This is a genomic window from Wolbachia endosymbiont (group E) of Neria commutata, assembly GCF_964026735.1.
Taxonomy (GTDB): Bacteria; Pseudomonadota; Alphaproteobacteria; order Rickettsiales; family Anaplasmataceae; genus Wolbachia.
The window spans coordinates 374640-390685 of the sequence record NZ_OZ034692.1 but is presented as its reverse complement, the minus strand read 5'-3'; the positions used below and the strand labels follow the sequence as shown (position 1 = coordinate 390685).

At 35.0% G+C, this 16046-nt stretch carries 13 protein-coding genes and 5 pseudogenes; 10 read left to right on the top strand and 8 right to left on the bottom strand.

What is annotated here, in order from left to right:
• Window positions 1-930, top strand: coding sequence for a tyrosine-type recombinase/integrase (locus AAGD89_RS02000; RefSeq protein WP_341808616.1), 930 nt, complete (start codon window positions 1-3; stop codon window positions 928-930).
• A 200-nt stretch (window positions 931-1130) separates the two neighbouring features.
• On the opposite strand, the pseudogene AAGD89_RS01995 reads toward AAGD89_RS02000, so the two are convergent.
• A pseudogene (locus AAGD89_RS01995) lies at window positions 1131-1603 on the bottom strand (transposase family protein); the annotation flags it as partial.
• Window positions 1604-1808: 205 nt separating this feature from the next.
• Between AAGD89_RS01995 and AAGD89_RS01990 the strand changes: the two are divergent.
• Together AAGD89_RS01990 and AAGD89_RS01985 are read left to right on the top strand one after the other, a co-directional pair.
• Entirely contained in the window at window positions 1809-1988 is a 180-nt protein-coding gene (locus AAGD89_RS01990) for a hypothetical protein (protein WP_341808615.1), read from the top strand.
• A 58-nt stretch (window positions 1989-2046) separates the two neighbouring features.
• Window positions 2047-2880, top strand: coding sequence for a hypothetical protein (locus AAGD89_RS01985; RefSeq protein ID WP_341808614.1), 834 nt, complete (start codon window positions 2047-2049; stop codon window positions 2878-2880).
• Between the two features lie 55 nt (window positions 2881-2935).
• Here AAGD89_RS01985 and AAGD89_RS01980 read toward each other — a convergent pair whose 3' ends face one another.
• Together AAGD89_RS01980 and AAGD89_RS01975 are read right to left on the bottom strand one after the other, a co-directional pair.
• A complete protein-coding gene (locus tag AAGD89_RS01980; RefSeq protein ID WP_341808613.1) occupies window positions 2936-4207 on the bottom strand; it encodes a pitrilysin family protein in 1272 nt (423 codons plus the stop codon).
• A 6-nt stretch (window positions 4208-4213) separates the two neighbouring features.
• Window positions 4214-4843, bottom strand: coding sequence for a superoxide dismutase (locus AAGD89_RS01975; RefSeq protein WP_341808612.1), 630 nt, complete (start codon window positions 4841-4843; stop codon window positions 4214-4216).
• A gap of 454 nt (window positions 4844-5297) precedes the next feature.
• On the opposite strand from AAGD89_RS01975, the pseudogene AAGD89_RS01970 reads away from it, so the two are divergent.
• Both AAGD89_RS01970 and AAGD89_RS01965 read left to right on the top strand, forming a co-directional pair.
• Window positions 5298-6131 (top strand): annotated as a pseudogene (locus tag AAGD89_RS01970) (transposase family protein).
• Between the two features lie 52 nt (window positions 6132-6183).
• Window positions 6184-6465, top strand: coding sequence for a transposase (locus tag AAGD89_RS01965; RefSeq protein WP_410541861.1), 282 nt, complete (start codon window positions 6184-6186; stop codon window positions 6463-6465).
• Between the two features lie 169 nt (window positions 6466-6634).
• Here the strand turns inward: AAGD89_RS01965 and AAGD89_RS01960 are convergent, their stop codons facing one another.
• From AAGD89_RS01960 to AAGD89_RS01950, 3 genes are all read right to left on the bottom strand, one after another.
• Window positions 6635-6772: a hypothetical protein gene (locus AAGD89_RS01960; RefSeq protein WP_341808611.1), complete on the bottom strand. Its 138-nt coding sequence runs from the start codon at window positions 6770-6772 to the stop codon at window positions 6635-6637.
• A gap of 481 nt (window positions 6773-7253) precedes the next feature.
• Window positions 7254-8126 (bottom strand): hypothetical protein, encoded by an 873-nt coding sequence (locus AAGD89_RS01955; RefSeq protein ID WP_341808610.1) that lies wholly within the window; start codon window positions 8124-8126, stop codon window positions 7254-7256.
• A gap of 118 nt (window positions 8127-8244) precedes the next feature.
• The gene (locus tag AAGD89_RS01950) at window positions 8245-8622 is read right to left on the bottom strand and encodes a glutaredoxin domain-containing protein (protein WP_341808609.1); all 378 of its coding nucleotides are present in this window, start codon (window positions 8620-8622) and stop codon (window positions 8245-8247) included.
• A 69-nt stretch (window positions 8623-8691) separates the two neighbouring features.
• Between AAGD89_RS01950 and ribF the strand changes: the two genes are divergently transcribed.
• Genes ribF through AAGD89_RS01930 form a run of 4 tightly spaced genes read left to right on the top strand, consistent with a single transcriptional unit; the run spans window position 8692 to window position 12954 of the window.
• Window positions 8692-9777: a riboflavin biosynthesis protein RibF gene (ribF, locus tag AAGD89_RS01945; protein WP_341808608.1), complete on the top strand. Its 1086-nt coding sequence runs from the start codon at window positions 8692-8694 to the stop codon at window positions 9775-9777.
• The gene (gene lspA, locus AAGD89_RS01940) at window positions 9774-10250 is read left to right on the top strand and encodes a signal peptidase II (RefSeq protein WP_341808607.1); all 477 of its coding nucleotides are present in this window, start codon (window positions 9774-9776) and stop codon (window positions 10248-10250) included. Before ribF ends, lspA begins: the two co-directional genes overlap by 4 nt.
• Window positions 10251-10304: 54 nt before the next feature.
• Window positions 10305-11648 (top strand): pitrilysin family protein, encoded by a 1344-nt coding sequence (locus AAGD89_RS01935; RefSeq protein WP_341808606.1) that lies wholly within the window; start codon window positions 10305-10307, stop codon window positions 11646-11648.
• Window positions 11635-12954 carry a pitrilysin family protein gene (locus AAGD89_RS01930; protein ID WP_341808605.1) on the top strand — a complete coding sequence of 440 codons (1320 nt, stop codon included), beginning with the start codon at window positions 11635-11637 and terminating at the stop codon, window positions 12952-12954. The genes AAGD89_RS01935 and AAGD89_RS01930 overlap by 14 nt, the downstream gene beginning before the upstream one ends.
• Window positions 12955-13184: 230 nt before the next feature.
• Here AAGD89_RS01930 and AAGD89_RS01925 read toward each other — a convergent pair.
• Window positions 13185-14018, bottom strand: a pseudogene (locus tag AAGD89_RS01925) (transposase).
• A gap of 152 nt (window positions 14019-14170) precedes the next feature.
• A pseudogene (locus AAGD89_RS01920) lies at window positions 14171-15004 on the bottom strand (transposase family protein).
• Between the two features lie 104 nt (window positions 15005-15108).
• Here AAGD89_RS01920 and AAGD89_RS01915 point away from each other — a divergent pair.
• Window positions 15109-16032 (top strand): annotated as a pseudogene (locus tag AAGD89_RS01915) (phage portal protein); the annotation flags it as partial.
• Window positions 16033-16046: the final 14 nt, after the last annotated feature.

The window sequence follows — 16046 nt, the reverse complement described above, 5'->3', positions numbered from 1 at the left end:
GTGGACGTTGGTTCAATTATTGAAAAGTGGTATGAGTGGCTGAGGTGCAATAGGTCTTATTCTCCCAATACTTTAGAATCCTATATGAGAGATTTGAGAGATTTTATGAGTTTCTTAAATAAGCACATTGGCGAAGAAGTAAATGTTGGCACTCTGAAAAAATTAAGCATATCTGAGTTAAGGAGCTGGCTTAGTTCACGTTATACAAGAGGTGTAAGCGCAAGATCCAACACTCGTGCACTCTCAGTAATCAGAAATTTCTTCAGATATATAAAAAATAGTTATGAAATAGACAATGACGCTGTATTTTCATTATCAAGGCCAATTCAGAGAAAAACTCTACCTAAAGCATTGTCAATACCTGATATAAAAACCTTGGTAGAAAAAATCAAATTATCTGACATTGGTGAACCCTGGGTGGTAAAAAGAGAAATTGCGATTATTGTGCTGCTCTATGGAGCAGGCTTAAGAATTAGCGAAGCATTAAATCTTAGAGTTAGTGATATCGGTAGCGAGAACTTAATAATTACAGGTAAGGGAGACAAACAAAGGCAAGTGTTCATTCTTCCAGTAGTAAAAAAGTGCATACAAGTATACGTGAAAGCCTGTCCTTATCTTGGTATTAATAATAAAACAGAATATCTCTTTTTAGGTTTAAGAGGAAAAAAATTAGGGAGAACCTACGTTGCCAATCGTTTGCAGAAAATAAGAAGAATGTTAAATCTACCAGAAATTTTATCACCACATGCATTTCGTCATAGTTTTGCTACTCACTTACTTCAGGAAAACGTTGATATCAGATCAATACAACAATTGCTTGGCCATTCAAGTTTGGAGACAACACAGATTTATACTCACTTAAATGATCAAGATGTTTTTGATATGTATAAGAATTTTCAACAGAGCTTGGAGAAAAAGTTAAAGTCTTAAAAGTTAGATATAGCCAACTAAGATAAGGTTTACCTAGATAAATTTTATGGTAAGATGGTAGATTGAATAATAAAGAGATGGAGTTAAAAATGCCCAAACCATACAGCGAGGACTTGCGAGAACGTGTTTTCAAGGTTATTGACGAAAAAAAATGTCCATGAAAAAATTGGTGAAACATTTAAACTCAATATAAAAACAATATATTTATGGCGAAAAAGAAGGGAGGTGTGAGATAGAATCTTGAATATTTTCAATTCCCGGATCTTATTTTCCACCCGCATCCTGAACGATGCCAACTTTCGATTATGCTTCTTTTGCACCTCCGTTAGTGGCTTTTTACGGTATTTTTTGTACGGAATCAAAACGTTTTTCTGCAATTTTTGCCAACCTTGATACCCAGAATCAGCATATTTTATGCTATCTTTGGCCAACAATTTTTCCTGTTTTCTTATGCGAAAATCATGCATTCGACCTCGATGTGATCTTGAAACAGACAGAATTTGCCCATTTTCCTCAATCACAATTTCGGTTTTCATCGTGGTTGTTTTCTTTTTTCCGGAATAACTTTTCTTACGTTTTTTGTTGTCTTTCGGCCGCTGTATCGGTTGCTCTGTGACGTCTGCTAAAATCTTTAAATCCTTTCTGGCGTCAGCGTTCTATCTTTTGTAATGTTGTCATACCGGTTAATTGCCTAAAAATACACTGGGTTTTTGCAACTTTTGCGTAACTTATTGCCATTTTACTCTTCTAAAATTTTCATTTTATATGCTTTTTAATGTTTTTCATCTGTTTTTTTACTTTTTGCAGGGGGCTATTGACTTTTATTAATTTAAACAATATAATTATGATATAATTTAATAAATATTGACGGAGAAAAAATGACAGGCAATTCTGATTCAGACAAGTTACCTAATTCAGGTAAGATATTAGTACTTGATTGGGATCGTACATGTTGTAATTTCCATTTGCATAGACTTCTCGCTGTGCATAATTTGAGTGATTATAACTCTGGTAAAGATAATGCAGTAACAAAGGAATACTTAGATAAATCTTTTTGATTTTAAAGAAGAAGATGAATATTCACCAATCAAAAACCCAGAACAACTAAAATCTGTATTGAAAAATGCATTCAATAATAAAGTGGAAGTTGCTATTGCATCATTCACTAGGTATCCAAAAGCAGTAGAATATGTAGTGCAAAATCACTTAGGTCTGAGCAAAGAGCAAGCAGAAAGTATTAAAGTAGTTGGGGGAATGGATCGAAGCTTTGAGTCAAGCGATTCAAAAATTCGAAAAAACCTACACATTTTGTATCTTTTAAAAAAATACAAAAGTGAACATAAAGGTCAATTACCACAAGAAGTAATGTTGGTTGATGATAGTCAGGAGAACGTTGATAGCGTTAATGACTTTCATAATAATATAGGTGCGTTGTTGGCACAAGAAAAGAATATTAGTAGTATCTTAAAAAATATAGATGAGGAGGTAGCAGAAACTACAATTACTAAGGAAGAATTACAATCAATTAACTTTACGGGAGTTCAAGTACCTGAAGATCCAATAACAGAAATAAGTGAAGATAAACAGAAAGAGCATTATGATTACTTAGATCAAGCAGAAAAGTGGGTTAAAAAGAAAAAGGTACGCTTTGAGGATACTTCAAACGCACGGCAACATAATAAACCACAACCATGGAAAAAATGTGCAGTAATAATTGCTCCTCTAGTGATTGGTTTACTAATAGGAGGTTTAACATTTTCTGCTTTGCCATTAGCAGAGTCACCGTTATTAATTGCAGCCATGTCTGCTGTAGTTACTATAGTTGCAGCATATGTACTTGAGGAGATTTTTTTCAAACCTGAATTAAAGCCTAGCAGCGTTCTCAAAGAGTCGGGAGAGAAAGTAAACAATTTATTTGCAAAGAAAGAAAAAACTCAAGTTGTACAATGATTTGAAAACAAGAGAAGAGTTAATTTCTCGTCTATTACATTCTGGTGCCGTATATCTAAACTTTAAACATAGAAACCACTTTATCGTAGCTTGGCAATGAGTTAATCTCTCCGATTGCAGCTAGAGTGGTTTTTTCGCACTGTGCAAGCAGCTCTTCTGCTGCTTTTTTTATGTCAGCAGTGCTAACTGCGCTAATTTTTTCTATCAATTCATTTTTACTGACGTATTTATTATAGTTTCCATAATAGTGCCCCAACGTTTCAGCACGGGAAGTAACACTCTCGCGTGACATTAAAACTTGTGATTTTATTCGCTCTTTCACTCTACATACTTCTTCTTCCTTTAAGTCATCAGTAGACAATTTTTTTAGCTCTGTCGTTATGGATTTTAAGAGCTTATCTAGATTACTACTATCTGTTCCTGCAAAAATAGAAAACATTCCGGTATCAGCGTAGCCAGAGTCAAATGAATAGATAGAGTAAGCTAGCCCCTGCTTTTCTCTGACTTCCTGAAACAAGCGAGATGACATTCCACTGCCCAATATAGAATCAAGGACCTGAATTGTGTAATATTTATCATCATAGCGAGAAACACTAGGTAAGCCAATTAGCAAGTGTACCTGATCTAATTTGCGATGCTCCAAATATTCGCCGCCGGTGTAGTTCGCACTTTGATTCTTTTTTAGCTCTTTAGAATGAATTTGTGAGAGAAAATCTTTGGTCAATGCAACGACCTCTTCATGGTCAACATCTCCTGCAACAGCAAGCAACATATTCGCACCAAAGTAATGATCATTTATATAGCCATTCAGATCCTCTTTAGTAAATGATTTCACTGTATCTTGTGTACCTAAGATTGACCTACCAAATGGCTGGCCTTTATAGGCTACCTCAACATATTTATCGAAAACAATATCACTTGGTGAATCATTAGTCTGAAAAATTTCTTGTATCACAACACCCTTTTCACGTTCCAGCTCATCTTCTGGAAACGTAGAATTCATTAATATATCGATTAATATGTCAATACCTGTTTTTATATCTTTCTTAAGAACTTTTGCATAGTAACTGGTGCTTTCTCTACCGGTACTTGCGTTGAAAATTCCACCTATATCATCAAAAGCTTGTGCAATCTCAAGTACAGTTCTTGTTTTCGTTCCTTTAAAAGCCATGTGCTCTAGAAAATGGGATATACCATTTTGGCCTGCACTTTCAGCCCTGCTACCAACACCAACCCTTATGTTTAAAGCAACAGAATCAACATCGCGCATTCGCTCAGTTATTATATGCAGACCATTATCCAGTGTCGTTACTTGAGGTTCATTCATAGCTAATTATATATGATATTCTTTATATGCCTTTAAATTTCCTTCTGCAAAATCCCAGTTGATTAAGTGGTCAAGGAAAACCTTTATGTAGTCAATTCTACGGTTCTGACAATCCAAATAATACGCATGCTCCCATACATCCATAGTCAGCAGAGGTACAACATCTCCAGAATCAGAGCCAAGTGGAGTATCTGCATTTGGAGTCTTAGTAATTTTGAGCTTCCCTTTTTCAAGCACTAACCACACCCAACCGCTACCAAACTGGCTTACACCGTAATTGGAAAATTCTTCATAAAATTTATCAAAACCGCCGATGTCATCTTTAATCTTTTTTGCTAACAAGCTATCTTCCTGCGGTTTACTGCCACCATTTTTTTTCATTGAATTCCAATAAAAAGTATGGTTCCAGACTTGTGCTGCGTTGTTAAATATAGGAACTTTATCGCCATTACCATGAACTTTTGCTATTAATTCTTCAATTTTCATATGTGCATAATCTGTGCCTTTAACTAACTCATTGAGCTTATTTAAATATCCTTTATGGTGTTTGTCATAATGAAAATCTAAAGTTTTTGCAGATATGTAAGGTTCTAAAGCCGTTTTATCATATGGCAATTCAGATAAAGTAAAACTCATATAACTTCCTTATTTTTAACTCAAGTGGAATGGTATAATAATATGCACTTTTCTGCAAGGTATAATTCATAGCTCAAGCATTTTGCTTTTAACACATTCTATGACACTTACTCTACTAAATACAACTCATAAATAGACAATTCCTCTCTGAATTTGACATTCCTAAATCCAGTATCACTACTAAAGCTCATTTCAGGTTCGAGTATTTCTAGGAGAGTGCTTAGGTCCCAGAGTGTGATGGTATAATATATGAAAATGTACCGTCAAAGGAGGAGTTGTGGTTACATAGGTGTGCCAAAACAACAGAGGAAGTAGCAAGAGCAATGCAAAATAGTCAAAAGAGCATAGCAAAGCTTGCTGAGCACTATACCAAAGACCAGACCCCCTGCGAAAAGGTAGAAAGTAGGTAAAAACGACTAAAAAGCATGTAAAATGAAAATTTTAGAAGAGTAAAATAGCAATAAGTTATGCAAAAGTTTCAAAGACCCAGTATATTTTCAGGCAATTAACGGGTCTGACAACAGAAGAATTTGAAAAAATAGTGGAAAAAGTGCGTCCAGAGTGGGAATAAAGAGGAAAGACAGAAAAAACGTCACGGAAGAAAATCGCATGTTGAGGCACTAGAAGACAGGATTTTATGTGTTCTAATTTATTACAGAACGTACATAACGCATCCATTTTTAGGGTTTTTGTTTAATTTGCACAACTCAAATATTTGCCGACTTTTGAAGAAAATGTAGCCATTATCGGCCAAAAAATTACGATAAAAAAGGATAGAACGCTGACTCCAGAAAGGATTTTAAAAATTTTAGCAGACGTTACGGAGCAACCGATACAACGGCCGAAAGACAGCAAAAAACGTAAAAAATCTTATTCCAGAAAGAAAAAAATGACCACAATAAAAACCGAAATTGTGATTGAGGGAAATGGGCAAATTCTGCCTGTTTCAAGATCACATCGAGGCCGAATTCACGATTTTCGCATAAGAAAACAGGAAAAATTGTTGCCCAAAGATAGCATAAAATATGCTGATTCTGGGTATCAAGGTTGGCAAAAATTGCAGAAAAACGTTGTGATTCCATACAAAAAATACCGTAAAAAGCCACTAACGGAGGGGCAGAAGGAGCATAATCGAAAGTTGGCATCGTTCAGGATGGGAGTGGAAAATAAGATTCGCGAGATAAAAATCTTCAAAATAATGTCAAATATTTACCGCAATTTTCAGAAGAAATACAACATGAGATTCAATATTATAGCAGGAATTGTGAATTTGAGGCACGGGTTTTAATAATTTTTGGGCTGGGGATTTCTACCTGATTTTATCAGCAACTTGCTTCACGTTGTTTCGCAGGGGGTCTACTGTAGTGGCTGATAAAGGCTATGACAGTAATGCTTTTGTTGCTAGTCTTGAGAGCAAAGGATACGAAGTTGTTATTCCTCCAAAAAAGAATCGAAAAGTGCAGAGGTACTATGATGAGCATATCTATAAAGAGCGGCATTTGATCGAATGTTTTTTTGGTAAAATCAAAAACTTCAGACGGATTTTCTCCCGCTTTGATAAAACTGCTGAGGTTTTTATGGGATTTTTGAACTTCGTTGGGGCACTTATATGGCTCTCATAAAATTTTGTTCACAGAGCCTAGCATCTTAAGTTTCTCTTCTAGGTTCTCTCCATACGCCTCCACTGTGACCTGGTCTATACCACAAGCCTTATTACGTTTTAGCTCTTTATAACACTCTGCAAGATTTTCCTTATTGATAAGGTGTATTAGCGATGTAAATTTTACCCGCTTATCTTGCTTCGCTCTTACCGCTATCTGGTTTAGTTTTTCTTGCATATTCCTCCAATCTCTGTTGTATTAGTATTGCAATCCCTATTCCAGTTGCTATATTGCTGACCGCTTTCCCTTGTATGTGGCTTTCCCACACTCTGAGTACTATCAGTCAGTCCGACTTCCCTTTGTATCTTCTATTAGTTCTCGCCTTTGTTGACTTGTTCCAACGTACCTTAATAGGGATACAAAGGATCTCCCCAGTTCATTTAGAACCCATCTCAATACATGACACGGCCTCTGATCCCGATAGAGTGAGTGATAACTTGCCTTATCGTTACCCTTCATACTGTCTTCCACCATATGTAAAGTGTCGACCTCTATGATTTCGGGTATTTCGGGACTCAACACCTTCACTTTCGTTGTACCCTGCATTGTCCATTCCATTAGCTTTACTACGCTCGTTACCTTACGCAGCATAATGGTCTGTTCTAGGCTGTTGGCTAGACTTTGCATAGGTTGGATTTTCACCAAACTGTATTCTAAACGCTTTCCTTGGCGCGCTCATTTTTTAACCTCCAAAAATCTCCTCTTTATTTCTTTTGCAGCAGGTCTTAAGATGCCCTCCTCACAACGCTTTAGTGGAGCTTAACAAGTTTATCTATAGTTTTAGTAATAATTCTTGGAGTATCCGGAGCAACTTCTGAGCTCAGCCTGTTTAATTGCTGTATAGCACATTTGCTATCCTCACTTTTTATAAAATCATACAAAATGTTTTCTATATCCCTAGCAACATTTTCATGCTTTCTCAGAGGATGATTGTGAGGGTACTTATTGATGGTTTTGATGCTAGAGTATTCAACAAAAGCTTGATCCTTAAAAGCAAGCTGTCTCAGTTTTTCTTTTAGCTTTCCTTCTTCTTCCTTCGCTAAGAAGCAGGATTTTATCAGTGAATTTAAAATTGAATTTATGGCTTGGTGTATTGCAGAATGCACTGCAATTTCAATGGCATTTTCCGTTACCATGCAGTCATACATACTTTTTTCGCTTTTTAATAATTCTATGAATATTTTGCTATTTTGTGAATTGAATTCCAAATTTTCTTCACTCATAGGTGTTATTGTAAAAGTATTTTTATTGACTCTAATATTAAGTTGTGGAAAGCCCTCAAAAAAGGAAAATGCTACATCTTTATACTCAAGTGCATTATTATATGCAGTAAGGAGAGTATGTGCTATAACGCTGTTAGTTACCTTAATTCCATGCTTACTTAAATGATGTAACATATTTTCAACATCATGATATGTAAAGCTTGTATCTTTTAACAATTCAACAACTTCTATGCCATTATGTTGTTTGTAATCTATCTTCACTTCTTCTGTGAAAAGTGTTCTAGCTGCTATGTGTTTGTCAAGAACTGTGAAAATCTTAATGAAATTTTCTAAATCTTGTTTATCAACTAATTCAATAGTGATCAAATTTCTACTATTGATTGAAATATTTTTTATCATTTTTTCCTCATCTAAAAAAATTTACTAAATGAATTGTATTTTTAATTCGTTAAGTTTCTCTTAAAATGAGTATGCTAATTTTTGTTCGCGCATCACGCGATAAGAATTAAGATAAAAATTATACTAAATCATCATTTGATGTAGCATATACTCCACATTCATCATATTCCATATCATTGTGTGGATTATCTATTATATCAAGTTTATCATAATTATTGTTTAACATATCATCGAGTTTTCCTTCCTTATTAAGTTTTTGTAAATTATCATTTCCACCTATGTGCTCACCGTTTATAAAAATTTGTGGCACTGTTCTCACATTGTATTCAGATTTGATATCTTTGAATGGTTTTATACCTTCAGGTAAAGGTATGTTTTTGTCCACATCAATTTCTATGTATTGCACATCTTTTTTAAGGAGTAATTTTTTTGCTTCTTTGCAGTGAGGGCAATACTGCTTCACATATATTACAACTTTTTGTTCAGTGTTTTTCACGATTTATCTCCGCAGTTTATAAAATTATAGTTATTATATGTAAAAAATATGTATAAGCCATCAAATTATATGAAAATTATTTATGATTGTGAGCAAGAGATAGAAAATAGTGTAGCATTAACCTTCGGAAATTTTGATGGAGTGCATTTAGGACACGCGCTTGCAATTTCCGCTGTAAAGAAGATAGCACGAGAAAGAGGATTGCCTTCTGCAGTTTTAACTTTTGAGCCTCACCCATCAACTGTTCTAGTTAACAAAAATAACTTTAGGTTGATAGATCAAGAGCAAAAAAAGGCACTAATCAGCAGCTATGGCATTGATTATTTATACATTATTAATTTTAATGAAGGTTTTTCTGAGATTAGCTGTGATAACTTTATCAGTAAGATTTTGATAGGTAGGTATAATACCAAACATATAATTGTCGGTGGCAATTGTACCTTTGGCCATAAACGATTAGGTAACATATTAACTCTAGAGAAAAATTCAGAAATGCATGGATATTCTCTGAATAAATTGGAACCATTAATTATTGATGATAAAATTTGCTCTTCCTCCTCAATTAGAGAATATATACAAAAAGGTGAAATAGAAGTTGCTAATAAATTGCTCGGCAGACCTTATCAAGTTTCTGGTGTTGTAACAAAAGGGGCTTGTAGAGGAAGGGAAATAGGATTTCCAACTATAAATATTCCTATAGAAGATTGTATGATAAAACCGAAATTTGGTACATATTACGCCAGAGTGGCATTAGATCCTTTGCATAATTGTGATTTAACTGAAAAGCCAACAGCCAACTCTTCGGTGTCATTCCAGCGCGTGACGCTGGAATCCAGAAAAAAAGAAGATATGGATCCAAGTAGTCAAGCTACTCAGATGACAGAAGGTTATACTAGAATGGCACTTTCTGATGAAGATCAAAATTGGCTATATGGAGCAGTTAACATAGGCATGAGGCCTACATTCAAGGACCTAAAAAAGCCCATAATAGAAATGCATATATTTGATTTCAATGAAGATTTATATGATCATAAAGTCAAGATACAGCTTTTAAAATTCATAAGGTCAGAAAAAAAATTCCATAGTGTTGATGAATTAACAAAACAAATAAATTATGATATACTTGATATTTATCAGCTAAAGGCAGATTTATGAAAAAATTATGCTTCATTATTATACTGATTATGGTATTGACTGATCAGGCGAGCAAGCTATACATCAATTCATTGATTGATGAGGGGGAATCTATTGAAATTTGTAGTTTTATAAAATTAGTTGAAGTTTGGAATGCTGGCATTAGTTTTGGGATGTTTAGCACTTTACCATATAGTGATATTTTTTTTTCAGTGTTTTCAATACTGATAACTAGTGTGCTTGGATATTTGATATATAAGTCAAATGATAAATTAACTTGCTTAGGGTTTTCTCTTATGATTGGTGGAGCGGTAGGAAACGTGGTTGATAGGATTTATTGGGGAGCCGTATATGATTTCATATATTTCCATATTGATGATTGGTACTTCCCAGCTTTCAATCTAGCTGACGTGTATATAGTGTGTGGAGCATTGACACTGCTGTACAAAGGGTATATATACGATATGTTTATTTCTAAGCAAAATGAGGAATAAAATCATTGTTAATAAATGTTTGATATACTCATTCAATCATATTAGGTGGAAATAATGCTTCGTAATTTTTTTTTATTAACCGTATTTTTTTTTAGCTGTCCGGTTTTTTCAGAACAATTGAATGTAAAAAAAGATGTAAACATTCAACATGCAAAGCTCAATAACGGTTTGGATGTTTATGTTGTGCCTAATCACCAAATTCCAGCTGTATTACACTCTGTGATATATAAAGTTGGGGGCATGGATGATCCAATTGGTAAAGCGGGATTAGCTCATTATTTTGAACATTTAATGTTTGAAACTACGGGAAATTTTAAGGACATTAAAGCTACTCTTGCTAATATTGGCGCTCAGTCCAATGCATTTACTACAACTGAATATACTTGTTACTATGAATTAGTTCTCAAAAAAGATTTACCACTTGTAATGGAAGTTGAAGCAGATAGAATGGGCAGCTTTAATGTTACTCAAGATAAAGTAGACAGAGAAAAAAACATAGTACTAGAAGAAAGGAAGATGAGACTTGATAATAATCCTCATAATTTGCTGTGGGAAGAGATGAATAGTGCATTTTACCGTAATGGTTATGGCAGATCCGTTATTGGCTGGGAAAGTGATATCAAAACTTACAATCAGGACGATATAAAAAGATTTCACGATAACTATTACCACCCTGGTAATGCAATGCTGCTTATTGTAGGTGATGTAGAGTTTGATGAAGCGTTGGAGCTTGCAAAAGAAAAATATGGTGATATTGAATCCAGGCCAGTAATTAGGCATTATCCAAATGAAGAGCCAGCCCATAATGCAGATATGGTGTTAACTGTTAAAAGCTCTGAAGTAAAAGAGCCAATATTAACTTATCGTTACAAAGCGCCTAAGTTTAAACATACTGAAGAGGTTTTTGCTGTTGATTTGGCAGTTGACATTTTAGGAAGTGGCAAGTCTAGCCGGCTATACAAAGACTTAGTTCTAGACAAAGATGTAGCAGTATCAGTCTCTTCTTATTACAACAATTTGGCTTTTAGTAATGGATACATTGACATTGAAATAATCCCAAAAAGTGGTGTCGATTTGGACATTGTTGAAAGAGAATTAGAAAATGCTATTAGTAGCTTTATGTCTGAAGGAGTGAATAGCGAAGAATTACAAAGCTCAAAATATAGATATAAAGCAGCACAGTTTGATAATTTATCCAGTTTGTTTAACATAGCATATTTTTATGGTTCGCATTTAGCCCTAGGAATTCCTATTGAAGATATAGATATTTCATACAGCAAAATAGATGATGTTAATTTAGGGGATGTAAATAATAAAATTCGTACTATTTTTTCTGCTAATAAGCTAATTGGTCGTTTGTTGCCGAAGGAGGGTAATAATAATGATGAAAATAAATAAAATTATATTTTTACTATTTTTATGTCTCAGCTGTAATTTACAAGCAAGTAGCAAACTAAATATAGAGGAAGTTATTACCCGCAAAGGGTTTAATTTTCTATTTGTTGAAAATCATTATTTACCAAAAGTTTCATTGAGAATTTCTTTTAAAGATGCAGGACCTGTATATGAAAATTCGGAAAAACAGGGACTAGGTTGGTTTACTTCCCTTATAATTCAAGAAGGAGCAGGGAAAAATGACGCTAAGGATTTTGCGAAAAAACTTGAGGCTAAAGGAATAATCTTACGTTTTTATCCCTATTTAGAAAATTTCGGAATGTCATTAGATACTTTATCTGAAAATTTGGAAGAGGGAATTTCATTATTAAGTGATGCTATAATGCGTCCTAAAGTTGATTCAGAAGGATTAACCAGGGTCTTAGAGGTTGCCAAGGTTAATTTTAGTAATCTTGAAAAAAACCCTTATATGGTTGGAGCACAAGCATTAGATGAATTACTATTTAAAAAGCACCCTTACTCAAAAAGTCAATATGGAACTCTGGATACCATAACAAATATTACTCGAGATGATGTTTTAACATATATAAAGCGCAATTTTGCTAAAGACAACATAGCTATCAGTGTTGTTGGCTGTGTAAAAAAAGAAGAAATAATAAATTTATTGGATAAATATTTATTCAAATTACCATCAAAAAGATCAAAAGTTAGAAAAATACCTGTAAAAGACAATTTTGGTACTGCAGAAAATAAGCATATTTTTATGGATATACCACAAAGCGTAATACTTTTTGCACAAAAGGGACTAGCTTATGAAGATCGAGACTACTATAATGCTCAAGTTTTGGTTAATGCGCTTGGTGGAATGGGGCTGAATTCAGTGTTGATGAAAGAATTAAGGCAAAATCTCGGAATTACCTATGGTGTTGGTGTCTCTATGGCCAATTTTAAATATGGAAATGCTATAGCTGGGGGGTTGAGTACAGATAGCTCCACTGCTGATAAAGCTATAGCAGCAATAAAAGAAGCATTTAGCAAGGTGAAGAAAGAAGGAATTGATGAGCAATTGTTTAAAGATACAAAAATTAGCATGGTAAATAATTTTATCTTTCACCTATCTAATAACGCAAATGTAGCAGCGCTCTTGGATGCGATGCAGGTATATAATCGCGATATTGATCGTATAAATAATTTTGCGGATATCATTAATGATGTAAAGCTAGAAAAGATAAATGGATTAGCAAATTCGTTACTAGATCCTGAAGGTTTATTCTTTGTTGAAGTTGGAAAAAATATTGCAGCTAACTAATAAGGTCGCCTTTATGCCATGTTCTTCTGATTTTGATGAAATAGAACATCATCGTGAAAAGGGCTGTACTAATTCGTCTTCAATCTAGCTGATTTTTTCATCGTTCATGTAATGGCGTCAAAATGCTCAAACTACAGAATTCCAGGATTCTATGACAGTAGACCCCCTGCGAAACAACGTGAAGCAAGTTGCTGATAAAATCTGGTAAGAAATCCCCAGCCCAAAAATTATTAAAAACTATGCCTCAAATTCACAATTCCTGCTATAATATTAAATCTCATGTTGTATTTCTTCTGAAAATTGCGGTAAACATTTGACATTATTTTGAAGATTTTTATCTCACGAATCTTATTTTCCACACGCATCCTGAACGATGCCAGCTTCCGATTATGCTCCTTTTGCTCCTCCGTTAGTGGCTTTTTACGGTGTTTTTTGTACGGAATCACAACGTTTTTCTGCAGTTTTTGCCAACCTTGATACCCAGAATCGGCATATTTTATGCTATCTTTGGCCAACAATTTTTCCTGTTTCCTTATGCGAAAATCATGCATTCGACCTCTATGCGACTTCGAAATCGACAGAATTTGCCCATTTCCCTCGATCACAATTTCGGTTTTTATTGTGGTTGCTTTCTTTTTTCCGGAATAACTTTTCTTACGTTTTTTGCTGTCTTTCGGCCGCTGTATCGGTTGCTCCGTGACGTCTGCTAAAATTTTTAAAATCCTTTCTGGCGTCAGCGTTCTATCCTTTTTTATAGTAATTTTTTTGGCCAATAATGGCTACATTTTCTTAAAAAGTCGGCAAATATTTGAGTTGTGCAAATTAAACAAAAACCCTAAAAATGGATGCGTTATGTACGTTCTGTAATAAATTAGAACACATAAAATCCTGTCTTCTAGCTCCTCAACATGCGATTTTTTTCCGTGACATTTCTTTTTCGCCTCCATTTTTTCCCACTCTGGACGCACTTTTGCCACAATTTTTTCAAATTCAGATGTTGTGAGCCCTGTCAATTGTCTAAAAATATATGGTGTTCTTGCTATTTTTACGTAACTTATTGCCATCTTCCCTCTCCTAAAACTTTCATTTTACATGCTTTTTAGTCGTTTTTACCTACTTTCTACCTTTTCGCAGGGGGTCTAGAAGCCCCCCCTGCGAAACAACGTGAAGCAAGTTGCTGATAAAATCTGGTAAGAAATCCCCAGCCCAAAAATTATTAAAAACCATGCCTCAAATTCACAATACCCGCAATAATATTAAATCTCATGTTATATTTTTTCTGAAAATTGCGGTAAACATTTGACATTATTTTGAAGATTTTTATCTCGCGAATCTTATTTTCCACACGCATCCTGAACGATGCCAGCTTTCGATTATGCTCCTTTTGCACCTCCGTTAGTGGTTTTTTACGGTATTTTTTGTATGGAATCACAACGTTTTTCTGCAACTTTTGCCAACCTTGATACCCAGAATCGGCATATTTTATGCTATCTTTGGGCAACAATTTTTCCTATTTTCTTATGCGAAAATCATGCATTCGACCTCGATATGACTTTGAAATCGACAAAATTTGCCCATTTCCCTCGATTACAATTTCGGTTTTTATTGTGGTCATTTTTTTCTTTCCGGGATAACTTTTCTTACGTTTTTTTGTGTCTTTTGACCGCTGTATCGGTTGCTCCGTGACGTCTGCTAAAATTTTTAAAATCCTTTCTGGCGTCAGCGTTCTATCCTTTTTTATCGCAATTTTTTTGGCCAATAATGGCTCCATTTTCTTCAAAAGTCGACAAATATTTGAGTTATGCAAATTAAACAAAAAGCCCAAAAATGGATGCGTTATGTACGTTCTGTAATAAATTAGAACACATAAAATCCTGTCTTCTAGCTCCTCAACATGCGATTTTCTTCCATGACATTTCTTTTTCGCGTCCATTTTTTCCCACTCTGGACGCACTTTTGCCACAATTTTTTCAAATTCAGATGTTGTGAGTCCTGTCAATTGTCTAAAAACATATGGTGTTCTTGCTATTTTCACGTAACTTATTGCCATCTTCCCTCTTCTAAAACTTTCATTTTACATGCTTTTTAGTCGTTTTTACCTACTTTCTACCTTTTCGCAGGGGGCTATTCAAGCAACTATTTCATAGACTATAAAAAACCAAAAGTGCAGCATGGGATGCCGCAGGATCAGGAAGAAGGTTATGTTACTGGCAACCAGAGAGAGGTAGCATAAATAGCTTACTTTCCCATAATCTTGAAACTTTGCGCAGTCGCTCTTGAGACATGGTCAGAAAAAATCCCTATGCTGCAAATATTATCGATACGATAGTTTCAAATTGTGTTGGCACGGGAATAAAACCACAATCAAAGGCAAAAGATGCGGTATTCAGAAAAAAGGCTCAAGAGTTATGGCTCAGTTGGACTGATGAGGCAGACAGCAGCGGAACAAGTGATTTTTATGGACTGCAAGCTCTGGTATGCAGAAGTATGGTTGAAGGCGGGGAATGCTTTGTAAGACTCAGAACTCGCAAGTCCGAGGATGGATTTTCTGTTCCTCTGCAGCTGCAAGTTTTAGAATCAGAGCATTTGGATAATAAAAGCAATCAAACTCTTGCAAATGGTAATGTGGTTCAGAGTGGCATTGAGTTTAATAGACTGGGGCAAAGAGAAGCGTATTACCTCTTTAGAGAGCACCCTGGTGAGAGTAGTTTTGGTGAGTCAGTTCGTGTTCCGGCAAATGACGTTTTACATATTTATAAACCCTTAAGACCCGGACAAATAAGAGGAGAGCCATGGCTCAGCACTGTACTTTTAAAGCTTTATGAACTTGATCAATATGATGATGCAGAGCTCGTTCGAAAGAAAACTGCTGCAATGTTTGCGGGATTTATTACCAGGCTTGACCCAGAGGCAAATATACTGGGTGAGGCACAAGCAAATGAGCATGGGGTAGCATTATCAGGACTTGAGCCAGGCACTATGCAGCTGCTTGATCCAGGTGAGGACATAAAATTTTCAGAGCCGTCAGATGCTGGCGGAAGTTATGAAGCTTTTATGAGGCAGCAGCTGATGGCTATAACAAATTATTTGCA